Source organism: Blastocatellia bacterium, assembly GCA_025054955.1.
Taxonomy (GTDB): Bacteria; Acidobacteriota; Blastocatellia; order HR10; family J050; genus JANWZE01.
Map to the genome: position 1 here is coordinate 14,111 of JANWZE010000025.1, position 17,859 is coordinate 31,969.

General features: G+C 56.4%; 12 protein-coding genes. All 12 read right to left on the reverse strand.

Translation table 11 applies throughout. The features are described from left to right. Positions 1-108: 108 nt before the first annotated feature. Positions 109-2,160 carry a heparinase II/III family protein gene (locus NZ823_02290; protein MCS6803956.1) on the reverse strand — a complete coding sequence of 684 codons (2,052 nt, stop codon included), beginning with the start codon at positions 2,158-2,160 and terminating at the stop codon, positions 109-111. Positions 2,161-2,169: 9 nt separating this feature from the next. Beyond that, positions 2,170-3,096 (reverse strand): class I SAM-dependent methyltransferase, encoded by a 927-nt coding sequence (locus tag NZ823_02295; GenBank protein MCS6803957.1) that lies wholly within the window; start codon positions 3,094-3,096, stop codon positions 2,170-2,172. 109 nt (positions 3,097-3,205) lie between these two features. Beyond that, positions 3,206-4,117, reverse strand: coding sequence for a class I SAM-dependent methyltransferase (locus tag NZ823_02300; GenBank protein ID MCS6803958.1), 912 nt, complete (start codon positions 4,115-4,117; stop codon positions 3,206-3,208). 144 nt (positions 4,118-4,261) lie between these two features. Continuing rightward, a complete protein-coding gene (asnB, locus tag NZ823_02305) occupies positions 4,262-6,178 on the reverse strand; it encodes an asparagine synthase (glutamine-hydrolyzing) (protein ID MCS6803959.1) in 1,917 nt (638 codons plus the stop codon). A 958-nt stretch (positions 6,179-7,136) separates the two neighbouring features. Beyond that, complete coding sequence (locus NZ823_02310; protein MCS6803960.1) at positions 7,137-8,303, reverse strand: glycosyltransferase family 4 protein; 1,167 nt, start codon at positions 8,301-8,303, stop codon at positions 7,137-7,139. A gap of 184 nt (positions 8,304-8,487) precedes the next feature. Next, positions 8,488-9,648: a glycosyltransferase family 4 protein gene (locus NZ823_02315; GenBank protein MCS6803961.1), complete on the reverse strand. Its 1,161-nt coding sequence runs from the start codon at positions 9,646-9,648 to the stop codon at positions 8,488-8,490. A 34-nt stretch (positions 9,649-9,682) separates the two neighbouring features. Next, positions 9,683-10,822, reverse strand: a complete 1,140-nt coding sequence (gene wecB / locus NZ823_02320; protein MCS6803962.1) for a UDP-N-acetylglucosamine 2-epimerase (non-hydrolyzing) — start codon at positions 10,820-10,822, stop codon at positions 9,683-9,685. Between the two features lie 39 nt (positions 10,823-10,861). Further along, a complete protein-coding gene (locus tag NZ823_02325; GenBank protein MCS6803963.1) occupies positions 10,862-12,019 on the reverse strand; it encodes a glycosyltransferase in 1,158 nt (385 codons plus the stop codon). 40 nt (positions 12,020-12,059) lie between these two features. Beyond that, complete coding sequence (locus NZ823_02330) at positions 12,060-12,875, reverse strand: hypothetical protein (GenBank protein MCS6803964.1); 816 nt, start codon at positions 12,873-12,875, stop codon at positions 12,060-12,062. Continuing rightward, positions 12,872-14,296, reverse strand: coding sequence for a flippase (locus NZ823_02335; protein ID MCS6803965.1), 1,425 nt, complete (start codon positions 14,294-14,296; stop codon positions 12,872-12,874). The genes NZ823_02330 and NZ823_02335 overlap by 4 nt, the downstream gene beginning before the upstream one ends. Before the next feature lie 226 nt (positions 14,297-14,522). Further along, a complete protein-coding gene (locus NZ823_02340) occupies positions 14,523-16,184 on the reverse strand; it encodes an O-antigen ligase family protein (protein MCS6803966.1) in 1,662 nt (553 codons plus the stop codon). A 28-nt stretch (positions 16,185-16,212) separates the two neighbouring features. Next, a complete protein-coding gene (locus NZ823_02345; GenBank protein ID MCS6803967.1) occupies positions 16,213-17,823 on the reverse strand; it encodes an O-antigen ligase family protein in 1,611 nt (536 codons plus the stop codon). Positions 17,824-17,859: the final 36 nt, after the last annotated feature.

A 17,859-nucleotide genomic window follows, 5' to 3' on the forward strand; every position in this document is an offset into this window, starting at 1 on the left:
TCTTACCGTGACAGCTGTTGCGCTTTACGCCGCGCGATGTTGTGGCTTGTCAACGGAAATCAACTGTTAGCATGATGAATAACTCTTCCTTGCGTAGCTGTTCCTCGTTCACCGTGAGGCACTCGATCCTTCCCGAACGATTCGACGAAATGCCGAAGGTTGTATCGTGATGGTGGTGATAAACTGGCATGGCCCCGTGATGCGCCGCCGGCCGACTACGGTGGGAATGGGATGCTTCTGTCCAAGCGTGTAAGACCGCCAGCCCAGCGGCGGCGTTTCTTGACCTTGAACCAGCATCTGCTCAAGTTGCTCATCTAGGTGCAACCGGACGCGCACGCCATCATTTTCAATTTCCCATGCCTCATGACTGCGACGCACCTGGCACGCTTCAGAAAAGTGAAAGAACTGCTCCACCAGATGCTCGCCCGCCGCTTCAATTCGGTCAGTGATGCGGAACACGTGCCGTTTTTTATCGAAGGCGACTTCGCGTTGATGGGTCACCGGATCAGCGAGCCGCAGATACCCTGTATGATAGCCTTTGACCACGTCGGCTTCCGCGTTCGACTCCCACCCCTGCAAGAAGGCATCCGCCTTCTCCGACCACATGAAGTTGCCGGTGATGACCGACTGATCCACCTGATCAATGCGAATCGTATTGTGCGCAGCAGTGCTGCGGAAATAATCGCGCCATACTTTTTCGCTGTGATAGCAGTAGGTGCCAGGATCAATGAGGATTTCGCGTCCGGCTACTGTCAGCGTTAAACTCAACGCATCCGCATGACCATGAGCCGCCAGGGAGCCATACCCCAGCGGCCCACAATCAAACACCGCGACCACTTCGTCATCAGCCGTTGCGCCAGCCCGCATGATGTAATAACCGCTCTCAAACGCGCGCGACTCTTTCCACACTGCCGGCTGCGATTTGCTGCGACGTCGCGTCGGGCTGCCGCCAAGCAGCCAGTAGGTGCGTTCGTCAAACTCAGGCGCCATGGCGGCAAAATCGGCGCGACCAAATAACGTGGCGCCGGTGGCCAGCAGCGAACGTGCGCGACTGACCGACGACTCGCCCAGTTGCACTAACAGTCCATTGTCGTCATCCCCGATATGAGGCAGCCGCCCGCGACAATCCATCAACGCCGCGATGAACTCCATCATCTTCTCCAGCCGCTGCCAGTATTGCTCCGGGAACGGGAACCCGTTCTGCTCGCCGAGCAATCCGGCCAGCAGCAAGTATTCCAGCACGAGACAATGGTACGCCGTCGCTTGCTCGGCATTGACGCCGTCCGGATGATTTTGCAGCAACGCTTCGCGCACGAGAATCCGATGGCTCTCATCGCGCCATACGGCCGCATGTTTCAATTCAGGGAAATAGACGGTTGTCACGAACACGCCTGTCGCCTCGGCAATCAGGTGATTATTGGCTGAAGAATGACGCGAATAATTCTGCGTGATCAATTCCAGATGCTGATAGATGCTGTGCAGCAATTGACTGGTGAATGCAGGAGTGACGCACGAAGCCGGCTGAATCCACTCATACGCCCAAATCCAACTGATCAATCGAATGGCCGCTTGCTCGGCAGTCGTCCAATTGACGCCCATCATATACGGGCACTGTTCGATCCAACTTTGAATCTGGCTGACAATTTCCGCAGCGTAGCGTTCATCGCCGGTCAGATGATAGGCCTTGGCTAACGGGACGAAATGCTGATGCCGATTCAGCTCCCAGATGTATTTCACATCGCCGACCAACCGTTCGTCGCGATAATCTACGCGCGGCGCATAGATGAGCGGGCACATGCGATGATGATAGTAGTTGTAGTTCCACAGAATCGGATCGCCCAGTGGCGCTCGATGCAACGCAAAGAAGGTGAACCGATGCTCCAGCAGGTCCTCAGCCAGTGCAATGGCCGATTCCCGCGAAATGGCCATTGGCGGCGGCGCCGTGCGCAATTCCAGAAAACGGGTTGGACGCGGTCGCGCCAGATACTCATTCAGTTCGCGTTCAGTGAGCTGGAAGTAATCGCTGAGCGGCTTGGTCTTGTGATTAAACGCATGCTTGGGCCATTGCAGCCACTGACGGGCAGCCGTCCGCGCGCGATGGCCGATCTCCTCCAACGACATCAGCGACAACCGTCTCAAGTACCAATTCAACGATGACATGTCCAAACCTCAGACTTCCGACGCCAGCCTGTTAACGTCACCATGCGATGCCGCCCGCAGTGGCTTGCGGCCAAAGACAAACCGGTGCCAGCCCCAACGCCGACCGAGAAACTGAACGAGACGCTCCGGCAACAATCGCCCGATCAATGGCCAGTGCAGCCGGTTGAAGTGCCACACCTCGGTCCGCACATCGGTGAAATCCTTAAACAAAGCCAATGCCTCGGCGGCCGTGTAGACTTTGGCCAGCGGACAATCCGGCCCGTCGGTGTTCATACTGATCCATTCCTGCTTGCTGAGCCGACCACGCGTCAACATGATTTCACGATGCCGTTCCAGCTTCCATCGCTCAAAACCAGTCAGCTTGGCCACCAACGCCGGCATGAACGATGGATACAACAGCCAACGAAAGAGCTTTCGCAGAAACATGATTTGCAGGTAATAGTTGATCGAGGTCTTGTTGTAGATCATCACGCAGAGTGTGCCGCCGGGTCGCAACACGCGGTACATCTCTCGCACAATCGCCTCGGTATCCGGCGAATGGTGAATGACACCGCAACTATAGACATGATCGAAACTGGCGTCGGCAAATGGAATGCGTTCCTCTGCATTGGCTACTTCAAATCGCCCTGGAATACCGAACAGCTCAAATCGCTCCCGCGTAATGGCCACGGCTGTCGGCGCCAGATCAATGCCGGTATATCGCGCGCCGTGCCGGGCAAATTGGAACCCATCAGTTCCAATCCCACATCCCACTTCCAGCACATCTTTGTCCTTGAACTGGTCGAATTGAGCCACAATCGGGATATGTGGCTCCGTTTCAAACCGCCGGCGCTCGATCTCTTCAAAATAGGCTCGACGATCCGTTCGGTTTGAATATGAACTGTTGCATGGATGAGCCTCCCAAAACGCTCGCACATCGGCAATCTGTACCCCCATAGCTGTACCCCCCTATTGGACATCGCGCTCAGACATCAGGCATCAGTCGTCAGACTCCCGTTCATAGTTCGGGGTCTGATGTTTGAAATCGAGGTCTGTGGTCCGACGTCTAAGACTGAAGGTCTGAAGTCTGCGGCCTATTCAACGGTTTGCGGCCGTAGACCATGCGATGCCATCCCCAATGACGCCCAAGAAATTTGACCAGTCGCATCGGCATCATCTTCCCAATGAATGACCAGTGCGATGGCTCGAAATACCAGACGTCTGTTCGCACATCTTCAAAATCTTTGAACAACTCGAGCACCCCTTTCTCGTCATAAACCTTGGCATAGGGACAATACGGACCATCGGTGTTACGGCTGAGCCACTCGGCATTGCTCATCTTCGGATGCGTGCGCAGCAATTCGTGGTGTCCCTTCAAGGCATAGTAATCGAGTCCAAACACCTTCGACAACAATCTGGGCATGAACGCCGGATACAACAGCCAACGGAAGAGCTTCCGCAAAAACATGATCTCGATGTAGTAATTGATTGAGGTCTTGTTGTAGACCATTACCGTGAATGTGCCGCCAGGCCGCAACACGCGATACATCTGCTTGACAATGGCCGGCGTGTCTGGTGACACATGAATGACGCCGAAGCTATAGATGTGATCAAAACTGTTATCCTCAAACGGCATCTCTTCAGCATTGCCATTTTTGAAATGGCCGCTGACGCCATAGAGTGAAAACCGTTCTCGGCTGATTTCGATGGCAGCCAGTGTCAAATCCAGCCCAGTGTAGCGCGCGCCGTGCCGGGCAAACTGCAATCCATCGCATCCCATGCCACAGCCGATTTCCAGCACATCTTTATCTTTGAACCGGTCAAACTGCGCGACGATCGGGATATGCCATTCGACGCGGTAGCGGCGTTGTTCAAGCTCATCAAAATAGGCTTTGCGATCTGTCTGATTTGAGTAGCGGCTATTACAGGGATTCGCATTCCAGAATGCTTGCACATCGCTAATGCTGATATGCGGCATGTTGGGATCTCCTGAACCTTTCATGACATTTGAAGCTGTTGCCATTGTGTTGTCTCCTCCGAGAAGTGAAGTTATCAATCCGTGTCATGATTGCCCGACAGCAACGGTGATGCTGCCCTCTATAGACTTCTTCCCTGACTCTGCTTAGTTGATGAATGTCTGATGCCAGAGCGCGAACGTGAGCAGCGAAAACACTACCGGCCCGGCGTCTTTCGTTCCCGCTTCATTTGCTTTAATCAACTGCCGAACGGCCGATGGATCAAAGTAGCCTAATTGCTTCAGGCTCGACTCGCTGAGCAATTCATCAACCATCGGGCGGAGATAATGCGTTAACCAAAATCGTATCGGCACGCCGAAAGCGGCCTTCCGCCGATAAAGCGCGTCGTGCGGCAAGAGTCCTTCCAACGCTTTTTTCAGCACATACTTTTGCTGACGCACGCCGACTTTCAGATGAGGCGGGATAGTGGCCACGAAATCGAACAGATCGTTGTCCAGCAGCGGCACGCGCAGTTCCAACGAATGTGCCATACCGGTTTTGTCGCCATACAGCAGGTTGTGCGATGGCAAAAAGGCGTGCATGTCCAGATTCAGCGCCCGATGCAGTGGGTCCAGCTCCTTGGGCCCAAGCAGGTGACTGACAAAAATATCAAACGGCGCATCGGCGCGACCGTTGAGCCGAGGCGCCAGCAAGGCGCGTAGGTCTTCGCCATTGGCATAGCTGATGAATCCGATGTGACCTTCAGCAAAATTCTTATGAGCATGCTCAGCGAATTTTTTCAATCGGCGCAGCAACGTGACGTGCCGGCCACCGATCACCATCGGCGCGGCCTGCAACGAATGGCCGATCAATCGCAACAGCGACGCGCCGATCAGGCTCTGGCGCAGCCAGCCGGCCAGTCGCGCCGCGCGATGCCACGGATACCCGCCGAACATTTCATCGCCGCCCTGCCCGCTGAGCAGCACCGTCACTTCCTCTTTAGCTCGGCGTGCCACCAGAAAGCTGGCAATCGCGCCGCTATCGGCAATCGGCTCATCCATGTGCCAGATGACTTTCGGCAGCACCTCGGCCAGCATCGGCGGCTCAAACATGATCTCGCGGTATTGCACGCCAAATTGACGACCCAGTTGTCGCGCCCAGGTCACATCGCTCTTGGCGCCGCCGACGTCCGATTCATGATCGGGATAACCAATGGTGTACGCTTTGATGTCCTCCACGCCCACCTGACGCATCATGGCTAGCACCGCGCCGGAATCCACGCCGCCGCTGAAGCTCAAGCCTAACGGCACGTCAGCGATCAGTTGACGGCGCACCGATTCGGCCAAGCGAAAGCGCAGCTCCTCAATGCATTCCTGCTCGTTCATCATCGGGTCGGGCATGTATTCCGGCTGCCAGTACCGCACAAACTTGACGCCACGCCGATCAATCTGGCAGTAGTGCCCCGGCAGCAATTTGTAAATGCCCTCGAACATCGTCAGCGGATCAGGCACGTACCGAAAGGCGACATAGTAACGCAACGCTTCCAGGTCCACCGAAGCTGACACTAACGGATGCTTCAAGAGCGCCTTGATCTCCGAAGCAAACATGAAATCATCGCCGACCTGATAATAGTAAAGCGGCTTGACGCCGAAGCGGTCACGAGCAATCAACAGTCGCTTCTGCCGATCATCCCATAACGCCAGGGCGAACATGCCATTCAATTCGGTGAGCATCTCAGGGCCTTTTTCTTCATAGAGGTGAACGATCACCTCGGTGTCTGAATTGGAGCGGAAGGTATGCCCGCGTTGCTCAAGCCAGCGGCGCAATTGCGGGAAGTTATAAATCTCGCCGTTGCAGATGACCTGTATTGTGCCGTCTTCGTTGGCCAGCGGCTGGCGGCCTCGTTCGGACAAATCAATAATGCTGAGTCGCCGATGGGCTATACCCACACAACCCGGCGAGCTCACATGCCGCCGCGCCAGATACATCCCTGAATCATCCGGGCCACGATGGCGAAGCGTTTCGGACATCCGCTCAAGAACGGCCGGGTCTACATATCCGTGAATACCGACGATACCACACATAGCACGTATCCTTTGACGAGATGGAGTAAAGACCGACGCGCTGCCTCTTGACTCATCCGAGCAACCTGCGTAGTTGGGCACTCAGGTACACAATCTGTGCTCTCAGGGGGAGTGTGAGAGACGGAGAGCAAGCAGACCGCAGGCTGTAGTCGCTCGATTGAGGTTGAATAACGCAGCGGTGATCTTTACTCCAAGCCGTAAATAGTCCACCACTGGGCGAGGCCACACGGCGCGCGTTCCTCTCATCGCGCGTGCGACGACGCGCATCACGCCGTAGGCTTTCGCCGGACACACACTGGCTTGCCCGCAGAAGCCTCCCCGGCAAACGTAGCCAGCGACCGGCCGATGAACGACCTGCACGGCGTGTTGACACAGCAGCCCACTGAACAGTGGGCGACTGCATCGTTCGATGAAAATGAAGACGGAATGAGGGATTCAAACAGGGGATGTTAAGGAGATACGGTGACAACAACCATTGGCGCTGGCTGCTCCTCACCGCGTGACACGTGAAAATCATATCTCCTCCTCCTCTCCTGACAGCAGCACTCCAGACAAGCTGCCGCCATCGCGCTTTTCCGCGTGGTGTGAGCATGACGCTCGAGGCGTCCCACACGGGACGCCACAGTGCAAGATGCATACCCCTCTTGTGACCCCATCAGTACAAGCATCTATCTATTCCAAAACAAAGAGTTGGTGTGAGTCGTCCGACCTTCACCGATGGATCATGCTGCTTGCGTCCTCTAAACTTTTAGAGACCCTCAACGGTGGCTCAGCTTACTCAACATCCTAACCATTGGTGATACAAATCACTACCTGCCCTCTACAAAATGAGAGGGCTCGCCTTCTCCCGATTAGAGTTTGCATCATGCTCAGTAGTTTTCCTCGCGCAAACTCGATAATCATACATGCCAGTCTAGGTAATTTTGCGCGGTCACCCACGAGTCGTCGGCAAAGCGGTTCAACGCCGTTTTGTCGGTAACGAGGGTGAGACAACCTCCTGTGGAGCGACGCGCGCGAATGCTGGACCAGTGTGACGAGATGTTTGTTCTTCGGAAGGCGTCCGGCTTGTCAGACTGCGGAGATGGCCGGCCAGTTTTTCAATGTACGCTCCCACGTCGAACTCTTGGGCAATCCGGGCGCGATTGGCTTGACCCATGCGCTGCCGGAGCGTGGCATCACGAGTCAATTGGATGACGCGCGTCACCAGCGCATCCACGTCACCCGGTTTAATGAAGAATCCACCAACGCCATCCTCAACAACCTGTGGAATGCCGCCGACGGGCGTCGTCACAACAGGCAATCCGACAGCCATCGCTTCCAACACGGTGACCGGCAAACCTTCTTCATAAGACGGCAACACGAAAATGTCAGCCCGTCGCAGCACGTCCCAACGTTGCTCGAATGGAACCGGGCCAAGAAGCTCAATGGCCGACATGACGCCGCGCTGTTGACAGAGATCACGCACCTGCTCGATTTCATGAAGACCACAGAGTAGGAATTTGGCTTTGGGCACAGCAGCGCAAATCCGAGGAATCGCATTCACCAGGTCGTAGATGCCTTTCAGCTTGAGGAAGTGACCGAGATACAGCACACGCACCGAACCATCGCGCGGAGCTGCTTGGCCGGAGGCCGGCACAGGGACAGCGTTGCGCAGCAGATGAAACTCTTTCTCCGGCAGGTAGCCCGATAATTCTCTTTGCAACGCTTCTGAAACGACCACCAGCCGGTCACCTCGACGGAGCGTTGCGCGCAGATACCACCGGCACAACCAATTTTGCTGGTAGTAGTAGCGGGCTGTATTGCCCCCGTGAATGTGCAACAGCAATTTTCGGCCAAACAACGTAGCCAGCCAGATGAACGCTGACTTCCGATAGATGCTTTTATCGCCGCCGATATGCACGTAGACGAGCGCCACACGTCGCGTTGCAAGACGCGCGATGAACCGCGCGAGCGCCTGCGTCACGGTCCACCACTTTTGCCGCTTCGAGCCATCTACGACCGAGGGAATGTGTTCAATCGCAAATTCCTCTGTCAGCGACGAGGTGAGAATGGTTTGAATCATCGTGGCAATGCCGCCCACGACCTTCTGTGGATGAGACCCGATCATCACAATGTATGGTTTCATAGTCGCTACACTCAGCCTACATCAGTTTTGGAATCGTTCCACCCCCAGAACGGCTCATGTTAGCTTGATTGAACAAAACCGACCCCCGTTGTCGGTCATCCTGCAAGTACGAGCAGACCATGGCATTATTGATCAACGAGCTTCCTTGCCGACCGCAGACCAGCCAACTGATTCATGCCGGGCGTCACCGTTCTGTTACCGCACACGAAGTCGCCGTCAGCCGCCGTCGCTCTTGCTGCGCCCGTTGATAGGTTTCTGTCGTCGCCAACGCAATCGTGCTCCAGGCAAACCGTGTGGCGACCTGCCGGCCAATCTGCTCACGCATCAACGCGCGCCGCGCCGGATCGCGCAATAATTCAATAATGGCATCGGCCAGCGCGCGCGCATCACACGGCGGCACGAGCAGACCCGTCCGGCCGTCATCAACAGCTTCCTGAATGCTGCCGACGCGCGTGGCCACAACCGGCTTGCCAAACGCATAGGCAATTTGCAGCACGCCGCTTTGCGAGCCATCAATGTAGGGCAGCACCACCACAGTAGCGCGCTGAAACAACTCGGCGACTTGCTCGTTGGCAATGAATTGATTGTAGACATCAAACCGATCCGGCTGGCGAAATCGAGCGATGTACTGATTCATATCGTCGCCGCGACCGGCAATGACGATGCGCGCTTCAGGCACAGCGCGTGTGATGTGTGGCTGCGCGTCAATCAGGTAGTCGAGTCCTTTGTACTTGTAGATGCGACCGAAAAACAGAATCGTCGGCGGTTGCGCGGCGGCCAGATCATCCGCCGGCAGCGAGGCGGGATCGTTGCTATTGGTGCCGGGCAACAACCGACAATACAGCGACAGCACGCCATGCGGGATGATGTCAATGCGATCAGCCGGCAGGTGATAGAGCCGGATCAGATCGGCTTTGAGCTTCTCGCCGTGGACGATCACACGATGCGCGCGGCGCAACGAATAGGAACTCAACGCGACCGGTATTTTGCGCGATGCCGAATCGCCCACATGCGGGACGACATCATGCGTTGTGGCAACCAACGCGCAGTGACTCAGCAACGGCATCAATCCGTTGAGCCACGTCTGACAGCTCAAGATGTGCACCACGTCGGGATTGAGTCGTTCGATCAACTGGTGCGTGTCCAGCAAAAACAGGGCGCTTCGCGGATCACGTTGACGCGGCCACCACAATGCATGCAGGTTAACGCGCCGATCAAGCGCCCATTCAAGATGAGCAAATTCATGACGCGGCACCAGCAAGTTGACGCGATGATGATCACTCATGGCGTTGGCCAGTTCGACCGTGTACTCTAATGCGCCGCTGGCGATCATGACAACGTTCATACCGTTTTCCTCATCGAGGTCCCAGATGTCTCACTCAGACGGCTTGAGCTGCCTCCACGCTTTGCTGACTGAACATCTGGCGTAAGAGATGGACGATCGTTTGGCTCGTATTCAACACGTAGGGAATCGGCCATCGGCCGTTGCTGCACATCATCAGATCAACCGCGCGCTTCATGTCAGGCAGCTCAGTGCCGCCTATGCGGCTAGCGCCGACAGCGACGGTTTCGGGGCGATCCGTCGTTTTCCGAATCGTCACACACGGAACGCCGAGGACACAGGCTTCTTCTTGTACACCGCCCGAATCGGTGATGATCAGCCGAGCGTTCGCTTGCAACGCCAAGAACTCCAGATAGCCTTGCGGCTCAATGAGCAGCGCCGGCGGCTTGATACGAAATTGCTCCAGTTGGTGCGCCGTTCGCGGATGGATCGGCCACACAACCGGCAGGTGATACTGTTGACGAACGTAGGCCAACAGCTTGCTCAACTGCGCAATGAACGCCGGATTGTCAACATTTTCGGCGCGATGCGCAGTCAATAACACATACTGTTTGGCAGCGAGGTCAAACTCGCGCAACACGTCAGCTTCACGTTGGCGCGCGATTTCGATATTCTGTTGCGTGGCATCCACCACACTGTTGCCGACGTTGTAAATGAGCGCTTGTTGCCGACCGCGCGTCGTGAGAAACGGCTTGCTGCCGATACCTTCATCGCGCAGGTTCTGCACGGCGATCTCTGTCGGCGCAAACAGCAACAGGCTGAGATGATCGGTGAGAATGCGATTGTATTCTTCTGGCATACGCCGGTCTAACGAGCGCAGGCCCGCTTCCACGTGCCCGACCGGAATGCCCAGTTTGACGGCGGCGAGCGCGCCAGCCAGCACGCTGTTGGTGTCGCCTTGCACGATGACTACGTCTGGCTCTTCCCGTTCCAGAATCGGCTCGATGGCGCTCAACATATACCCGGTCTGCGTTCCATGCGAGGCGGAGCCAGTCTCCAGGTTATAGCGTGGCGCCGGCAGTTTCAGGTCGTCGAAAAAAATCCGATCCATCGCATAGGAATAATGCTGCCCCGTGTGTAACAGGAAGAACGTGATCTGCTGACGCTCCAACTCACGAATGATAGGCGATAGCTTGATGATCTCAGGTCGCGTTCCCAAAATGACGGCTACTTTCATGAACCCCCTCCGTGCGTTGATATGTGTTTCTGCAGCGCCTTACGAACCAGCGCCACGCGCGACGCGCAGCGCGCCGAATCGTTTTAAGATCATTGCCACTGGCTCGGTCAATCGGTCCCAATTCCACGCCGTTTTAATCAGGTGAACGCCGTTGGCTGACATCTCTTCCCACAGGGGCCGGTCGGTCAATTGTTCAAGCGCTTGATGAAACTGCTCCCCGTCGGAGCGCTCTGTCACAATCCCGCAACGATGCTGCTTGACCACATCGGCCCACTCACCATACTGTGGCGTGATGACGGGCAACCCGCAGGCCAAATAGTCAAACACCTTGATGGGACAAGCCACACGGCGCGTCAGCCCATCGGTTGAAGGCGCCATGCCGACTTGCATGCGAGCGAACACATTCATGATGTTGTTGCGTGGCACACTGCCTAGGTAAATCATCCGAATCTGTTCCGTTTCAATGCGGTTGATCAGATGATCTTTCAGATAGCCGGAACCGGCCAGATAGAATTCGTGGCGCGTGGCGCGCTTGCTCGTGTCGAGGAAGGCATCCACATGCTCCCAGAAGACCAGCGCGCCACCATAGATGACTTTCAACGGCTCACGAAAACGCGCTTGCACCGGCGATGGGTCAGAGCCGTTGGGAATGCAGACGAGTCGCTCACCGTTGACCCCATGTTGATTGACGAAATAGTCGCTCATCGGTTTGGAGACAGTAATCAACACCTGACTGCCGGCAACGGTTTGTTGTTCAATCGCGCGAAAGTAATCCAGATGCGCCGGCACAATCTTCTGAAACGGATTTTCAGCATATTCGGCGGTCGTCAGTCCATGAATATCGGTGACCAATGGAATGGCGTGTCGTTGCGCCAGTGGAGCCATCACCCCACCAACCAATTCGGTTTCACACCACAGCAGGTCCGGCTTGACGGCGCGGATTTTCTTCTCCGCCACCAAGGCATACAGTTTCGCTTGCATGGCCAGCTTACTGAGCTGCCAATTCATCACAGCGTGGACGCAGGATCGCGCCAAGACCCACGGCTGGGTGAACAGGCGCCAACGCGGTTGATGCGTCTCTTTGAAATTGACGACGGTCACATCAGCGCCAGCTCTCTTTAAGGCCTTGTACATCTTGGAAACGCGGATGGCATCGCCCAGTTGGCCCTGGACATCTACCAAGTAAAGAACTTTCATATCCATCTCACGATACGCACACGCCCCCCTTTAACCCCTCTCAGGCGACGTGAGATAAACCAACGGACGGACGAACCTGTCCGACTAGATGACCTAACACAGCGGTCAAGATCAACGCTTCACCCACTAACAACGCAGCCATCTGGATGATGACGACTTCAACCATGACGTTGTGGCCGAGCCACACCGTCTGCCACAACCAGGCTTCAAACGGCTCCATTCCGAGCTTCACCGCAAAGCCCAGGAAGCCGGCTACCCACAACGCTTGCGTGGCGCGGCTTGCTCCGCGTCCGGCGATGAATCGTCGGCTCAGATATAGCACCCCAACAAAGACCGGTACATACACCAACATGTAGCTATACGCGGCCAGCCCCACATCCTGGATGAACACGTGATCGGTCGTGATGGCCGTGACCGTCGCCACACCGAGCTGCCGTGAATACATGCTCAACACCTGATCAAAACGCTCATGCACTTGAGCAGCTTCGTCAAGCGATAAAAACAGAAACACGACGGCTAACGCCAACCAACCCACGGCGTGCGCGACCGACACGCTTCGCAGCCGTTCACTGATAAACAGACCACCACATGTCAACCCGATCAACGCCAATTGGAGACTGGAAAACCACGTCGTCACGCTGCCTTCTCGTTCCAGCCCGAAGAAGTCCCGCAAAACGGCTGTTGCGTCGCTAGGATAGATATTGTTAACAAGCGCAGCCATCACATGACACAGCACGAGCGCGGCTGTGGTCGTCAGCAACACCGTCAGCGTTTGCTTGACGACGCGATCAAGAATGAGCCTCGTCAATGACTGAGGAGCGATGCGGCTCAATCCAATTGTTTGCGCGCCGTTCACGATGCCACCTCCGATTTCAGCTCGCGCTCGCTTGTGTCGCCAAGCGCCGGTCGCCAGCCCAGCGCCATGAGACATGCGGCATAACACACGACGCTCAACGGCACAATCATCCAGATCGTTTGCTCGCGCAAGCCATAAACTATCACCACCATGACAGCCGTCGCCACCAGCAATCGCCCTGAGAGCCGCAGTAACGACACCTGATACAACGTCGCTGAAACGTAAGCAAATTCGAGCAGACACAGCGCCGTAATCGAGATGAGTTGCGCCATGGCCACACCCGTGGCGCCGAATTTGGGAATCAAAACCAGATTCAACGCGACATTGACCGCCACCGCCAGCGCATTGCCCCATGCGTCAACGTGCTGCTTGTTGGTCGCCATCAGGCTGCGCGCCAGCACCGTGACCATGCCCAGCGGGATGAGCGACCAGATTAACACGCGCAGCGGCGCTGCCGCCGACTCATAGCCCGCTCCAAAGAGCAGCCCAATCACCTGCTCGCTCATCAGGTAGGTTCCCGCTGCCAACGGCAGTAATAATGCCAACAGATTGCTCATACTGCTGCGGCTAAACCGACCCAGCTCGGCCAACGACAGAGACGCCAGCCGGCACATTGTCGGATTGATGGACGCAGCATAGCTGACGCAGATCAACGTCCAGGGCACGAGCAATCGGCTGGCCACGCCATACATGGCCACATCCGTCGCCTCATGATGGCGGTCGAGCAACAACGTGCCTAACTGCCAGTGCAAACCGGCCAACAAATTGATGAATAAAAATGCTGGCGTCTGCCTCAGTATTTCTTGCATGCAACGACGGCTAGGTGACGCCAGCAAAACCGCTGAACGGCGCAGAGCCATCACGTAGACAATCAATGCGCCCACACGCAACAACGCAAGCGTCGCTGAGACGGCCAGTAGGCCGAATCCCAGATGAATCAACAACCACGGCACAACCGCTTTCAACAGGTTCTCGCTCGTATTGACAGCGGCAATCATCGAGGCGCGCTCATGAGCCATCAACCACGATTCACAACCGACGATCAACGCCGTGGCAAACACCGAAAGGCTCAATACCATCAGCGATTGAACCACAAGCGTGTCCTGGCTCACCACCCAGCCGACGCCCACCATGATGCCGCCACAGGTCAACCCACCCACACTCAACACCGAGGTCATGCTGCCGAGGAACTCGCCGGTTGCTCCCCGCCGACTGGCCACTTCTCGAACAATCAATGGGCCAAGGCCAAGCGAACACACATTGAAAAACACCAGATAGATGGCCATGATCAGCGTGAACTGTCCAAGCGCCGCCGGCCCCAGATAGCGGGCCACAATCGCCCACACCAGCAGGCTGTTGATCATGCTCATCGCCCCTGACCACATCATGAATCCGGTGTTCTTCAAAATAACTGACATCATCACGAGTGCTCAGTTTGATTATCAAATCGGTCGCCAGCCTTGAACATCGTCGCTGGATTGAGCGTGCGTCCGGCGACCATCAGTTTTGTGACCAGTATTCAATCGTCCAACACAGCGACTTCCATGCTTGCGTCAAGCACCCGACCGATCGCGCCAGTCGCTCATGACATGCGCGAGCCAGCCGTTCGGCTGCGACGATCAGGTCAAACAAACTTCCACGCCGAGTTCATTCATCACGGCCACGAGCAGATACCTCCTGCTTGCCGTTTCTGACTTGATGCTTCAGATTGGAACTCCTTGATGAGGCCACCGGCGGCGGCATCGCGGCAGCCGCCGCCATTGTTGCGGCTCGATTCATCTGTTGCGCAGTCAGGCGATCGAACGTGACGCTCTGTTGCTTCTGGGCAAGCGTTTCAGCAATCTTTCGCGTGGCCACCAACAGCCCAACGGCCAGCCAAAAGTGACGGTAGCGCGATGAACCGAGCGGGCCGAGTTCTTTCAATCCGATGAGCAAGTAAGCGATCAAGCCCGTCATCAAGCCGATGGCCGTGGCTCGCAAAAACGGGTCTGGCGCGCGCATGGCGCGGACGCCTTGCCACAAACTCAAGCCGCACACCAGCAAAAAACAGAGCCCACCAATGATCCCGATTTCAGCGGTGATATTCAGGTAGATGTTGTGCACCGGCCAGGGGAAAAATTGATGAATGCGATCAGAGCCTTGATCATAACGGAACATCGCTTCTTCGTAATTGCTCAGGCCCACGCCAAACAACGGGTTGTCTTGAATCATCCGCCAGGCCACGCGCATCATCGGCCAACGGCTTTGCGCTGAGCCAAGATCATCTTCGGTCAATCGCGTATAGATGTTGCCATACAGCGGAGCGGCCAACGCAGCCAGCATAAGCAGCAAGAGCACGGCTTTTTTCAACGACGCTTTTTGCGCGTCACTGACATGCCCTGTGCTCATCAGCCCGATAGCCATTGGAACGACGACGGCAAACGCTAACCAGCCGCCTCGCGAATAGGTGGCAATCAGAGCCAGCACGCCCAGAGCCAATCCAAGCGCCAACGGCGCTTTGCGCAAGCCGCTTACGGGTGTCAGGAACAACGTCAGCATCAGCGGGAGCAGTTGTGCCAACACGGACGCCAATCCATTGGCAGCGCCGATCAATCCGCCGGCGCGCTTGACCTCGGCCGTGCTGACCAGCGTCATGGTATCTTCCTCGGCCAGCAACCCAAGCATGGATAACACGCCGGTTCGATCCAATGAGTACTCGGCAATGGCCGCAACACTGGTCAAACCAACAGCAATCAATAACCACGTGATCACTGAACGCAGATGCTCCCGCGTGGTGATCGCATTGGCCAGATACACAAACAACGCGGTGAAATAGGCCAAATTGATCAACGCAAACAGGCCGAAGCGCGGCGCTGTTGACACAAACAGTGAGCACAGCGACATCGCCCACAAGCCGAGGATCGGCCAGCCTAGTCCTCCAAAGAGTCGTCCTCGCGATTGGTATGTGCCGATGCCTTCGATGAACCACCAACCGATCAACAGCACTGTGCACAAGCCCGTGAGCGAAACGGGGATGCCCATCGGATCAACGATGTGCGGTTGGCTCCACAGATGGACGTCCATGTTGACGCCAAAGCTGAGCATCAAACCGATTTCCAGGAATCGGCGCGGCGAGGGCATCAACAGCGCAGCCGCCGGCAACAACAATCCGCCAAGGATCAATAAACCGATCCGCGTCGGCAATCCGCCCACCATCAACACGCCTGTCCCAACGCCAACGGCGACGATCACTGGTAGCCCAATGCCCCGCAGCCGCTCGAGCTTATCAGCGGCCATGAGCCACGCGCGATGGGTTTGCGTTTTCACCATGCGACTCATCAGCAAGTCCGTTGAACACTCATCGTTGAAGGCCGCGCCAACTATAGCGAGTCAGCCGCGCGCGCTGGCTCAACCAGCTTTGATGGATTGCTGGCGACCGACCGCTCTCAACTGCCGGCGCACAACTCGTCGCCGTCGCCGCCGGTTGTAGCCGACGAATTGCCGCCAGCAATCCGACAGCCAACCAAAACCAGCGATACATACCGGAGCCGAGCGGACCAAGCTCTTTCATGCCCACTAACAAAAATCCTATCAACCCCACCAGCAAGCCTACGGCCGTGGCGCGCAGAAAGGCGTCTTCAACGCGCGTCGCTTGCCAGCCGATCCACAGAGCCATCATGCAGGTCAGCAGAAAACAGAGGCCGCCCAGGAGCCCGCCTTCCGCAGCGATATTCAGATAGATGTTGTGCACCGGCCAACGAAAATCTTTATGCGCATATTGGGGACCGCTGTCATACCGATCCATCACATTCTCGTAGTTGCCCAGCCCGACGCCAAACACCGGGTTGTCGCGAATCATCCGCCAAGCGACCTGGGCCATGATGATCCGACTATAAGCCGAGCCGCGATCATCTGCTGTCAATCGCGCCACGATGTTCCCGTAAAACGGCGCGGCCAGCAGCGCCATCAAGCAGGCGGCCAGAACGATTTGCTTGAGCGTCTTCCGTGTCAAGATATTGATGCGCGACAAACTCATGATTGGAATCATCACCACAAGGGTGACGGCAAAAGCGAGCCAGCCGCCCCGCGAATAGGTCACGACCAGCGCGACCAGACCGATACCAAATCCCGACGCCATCAGCCACGTCGGATACCCGGCGGGAGGGCTCAACAGATACGCCAACAGCAATGGCAGCATCTGCACTAACACAGTCGCCAATCCATTGGCGCTGCCCATCAATCCACCAACGCGCATCACGTCGGTATCTTCGATGGCCAGCCGTTTATCTTTGTCCACCATGCCCAACGCCATCAGCTCATCGGGCCGACCAAACACGGCTTGCATCAATGCCACGATGCTCGTGGTCACCACTGCAATCATCAGGCAGTTTACCAGGAGCCGCAGATGCTCGCGCGAGGTGATGTTATTGACCAGATAGGCGTACATCAGCGTGAAGTAGGCCATGTTGATCAGCGCATAGACGCCAAACCGCGGCTCAGATGAACCAATCACCGACCAGATGGACGTGGCCCACAGCCCTCCAATCAGCCAGCCCAACCCACCCCAGTGCACCGGAGACCGTTGATCCTCCATACGACTCGCAACCCACCACCCAACCAACCCACAGACAAGCAAGCCCGTCAATGAGACCGGCACGCCGGCTGGATCAACTTCATGCGTCGGATCATTACCCAGATGCACATCCAGCGTCAGGCCAAAACTCAACATCAATCCGATTTCCAGGAGTCGCCGCCGGTCAGAGACAAACAGCAACGCGGCTGGCAGCAGCAGTCCCACAATCACCAGCAATCCCCACTTCATTGGCAACCCGCCAATCATCAACACCAGAATGCCGATGCCAATGGCCATTATGGTGGGCAGGAGCCAGTGGCGTAACATGCTCATCTGCTCGCTGAGTGCCGAGTGGGAATTGAGCACACGGACCTTTGCTGCTGAACGAGTCGCCATACGTTTTTGCTACCGAAGATTTCAAATCAGAGACGC

Excerpts from the sequence above, each read along its gene's own strand:
- wecB (MCS6803962.1), bottom strand. The coding sequence starts at position 10,822 with ATGAAAGTAGCCGTCATTTTGGGAACGCGACCTGAGATCATCAAGCTA.
- NZ823_02300 (MCS6803958.1), bottom strand. The coding sequence starts at position 4,117 with ATGCCGCATATCAGCATTAGCGATGTGCAAGCATTCTGGAATGCGAAT.
- NZ823_02325 (MCS6803963.1), bottom strand. The coding sequence starts at position 12,019 with ATGAAAGTTCTTTACTTGGTAGATGTCCAGGGCCAACTGGGCGATGCC.
- NZ823_02335 (MCS6803965.1), bottom strand. The coding sequence starts at position 14,296 with ATGATGTCAGTTATTTTGAAGAACACCGGATTCATGATGTGGTCAGGG.
- asnB (MCS6803959.1), bottom strand. The coding sequence starts at position 6,178 with ATGTGTGGTATCGTCGGTATTCACGGATATGTAGACCCGGCCGTTCTT.
- NZ823_02310 (MCS6803960.1), bottom strand. The coding sequence starts at position 8,303 with ATGAAACCATACATTGTGATGATCGGGTCTCATCCACAGAAGGTCGTG.
- NZ823_02290 (MCS6803956.1), bottom strand. The coding sequence starts at position 2,160 with ATGTCATCGTTGAATTGGTACTTGAGACGGTTGTCGCTGATGTCGTTG.
- NZ823_02315 (MCS6803961.1), bottom strand. The coding sequence starts at position 9,648 with ATGAACGTTGTCATGATCGCCAGCGGCGCATTAGAGTACACGGTCGAA.
- NZ823_02340 (MCS6803966.1), bottom strand. The coding sequence starts at position 16,184 with ATGGTGAAAACGCAAACCCATCGCGCGTGGCTCATGGCCGCTGATAAG.
- NZ823_02295 (MCS6803957.1), bottom strand. The coding sequence starts at position 3,096 with ATGGGGGTACAGATTGCCGATGTGCGAGCGTTTTGGGAGGCTCATCCA.
- NZ823_02345 (MCS6803967.1), bottom strand. The coding sequence starts at position 17,823 with ATGGCGACTCGTTCAGCAGCAAAGGTCCGTGTGCTCAATTCCCACTCG.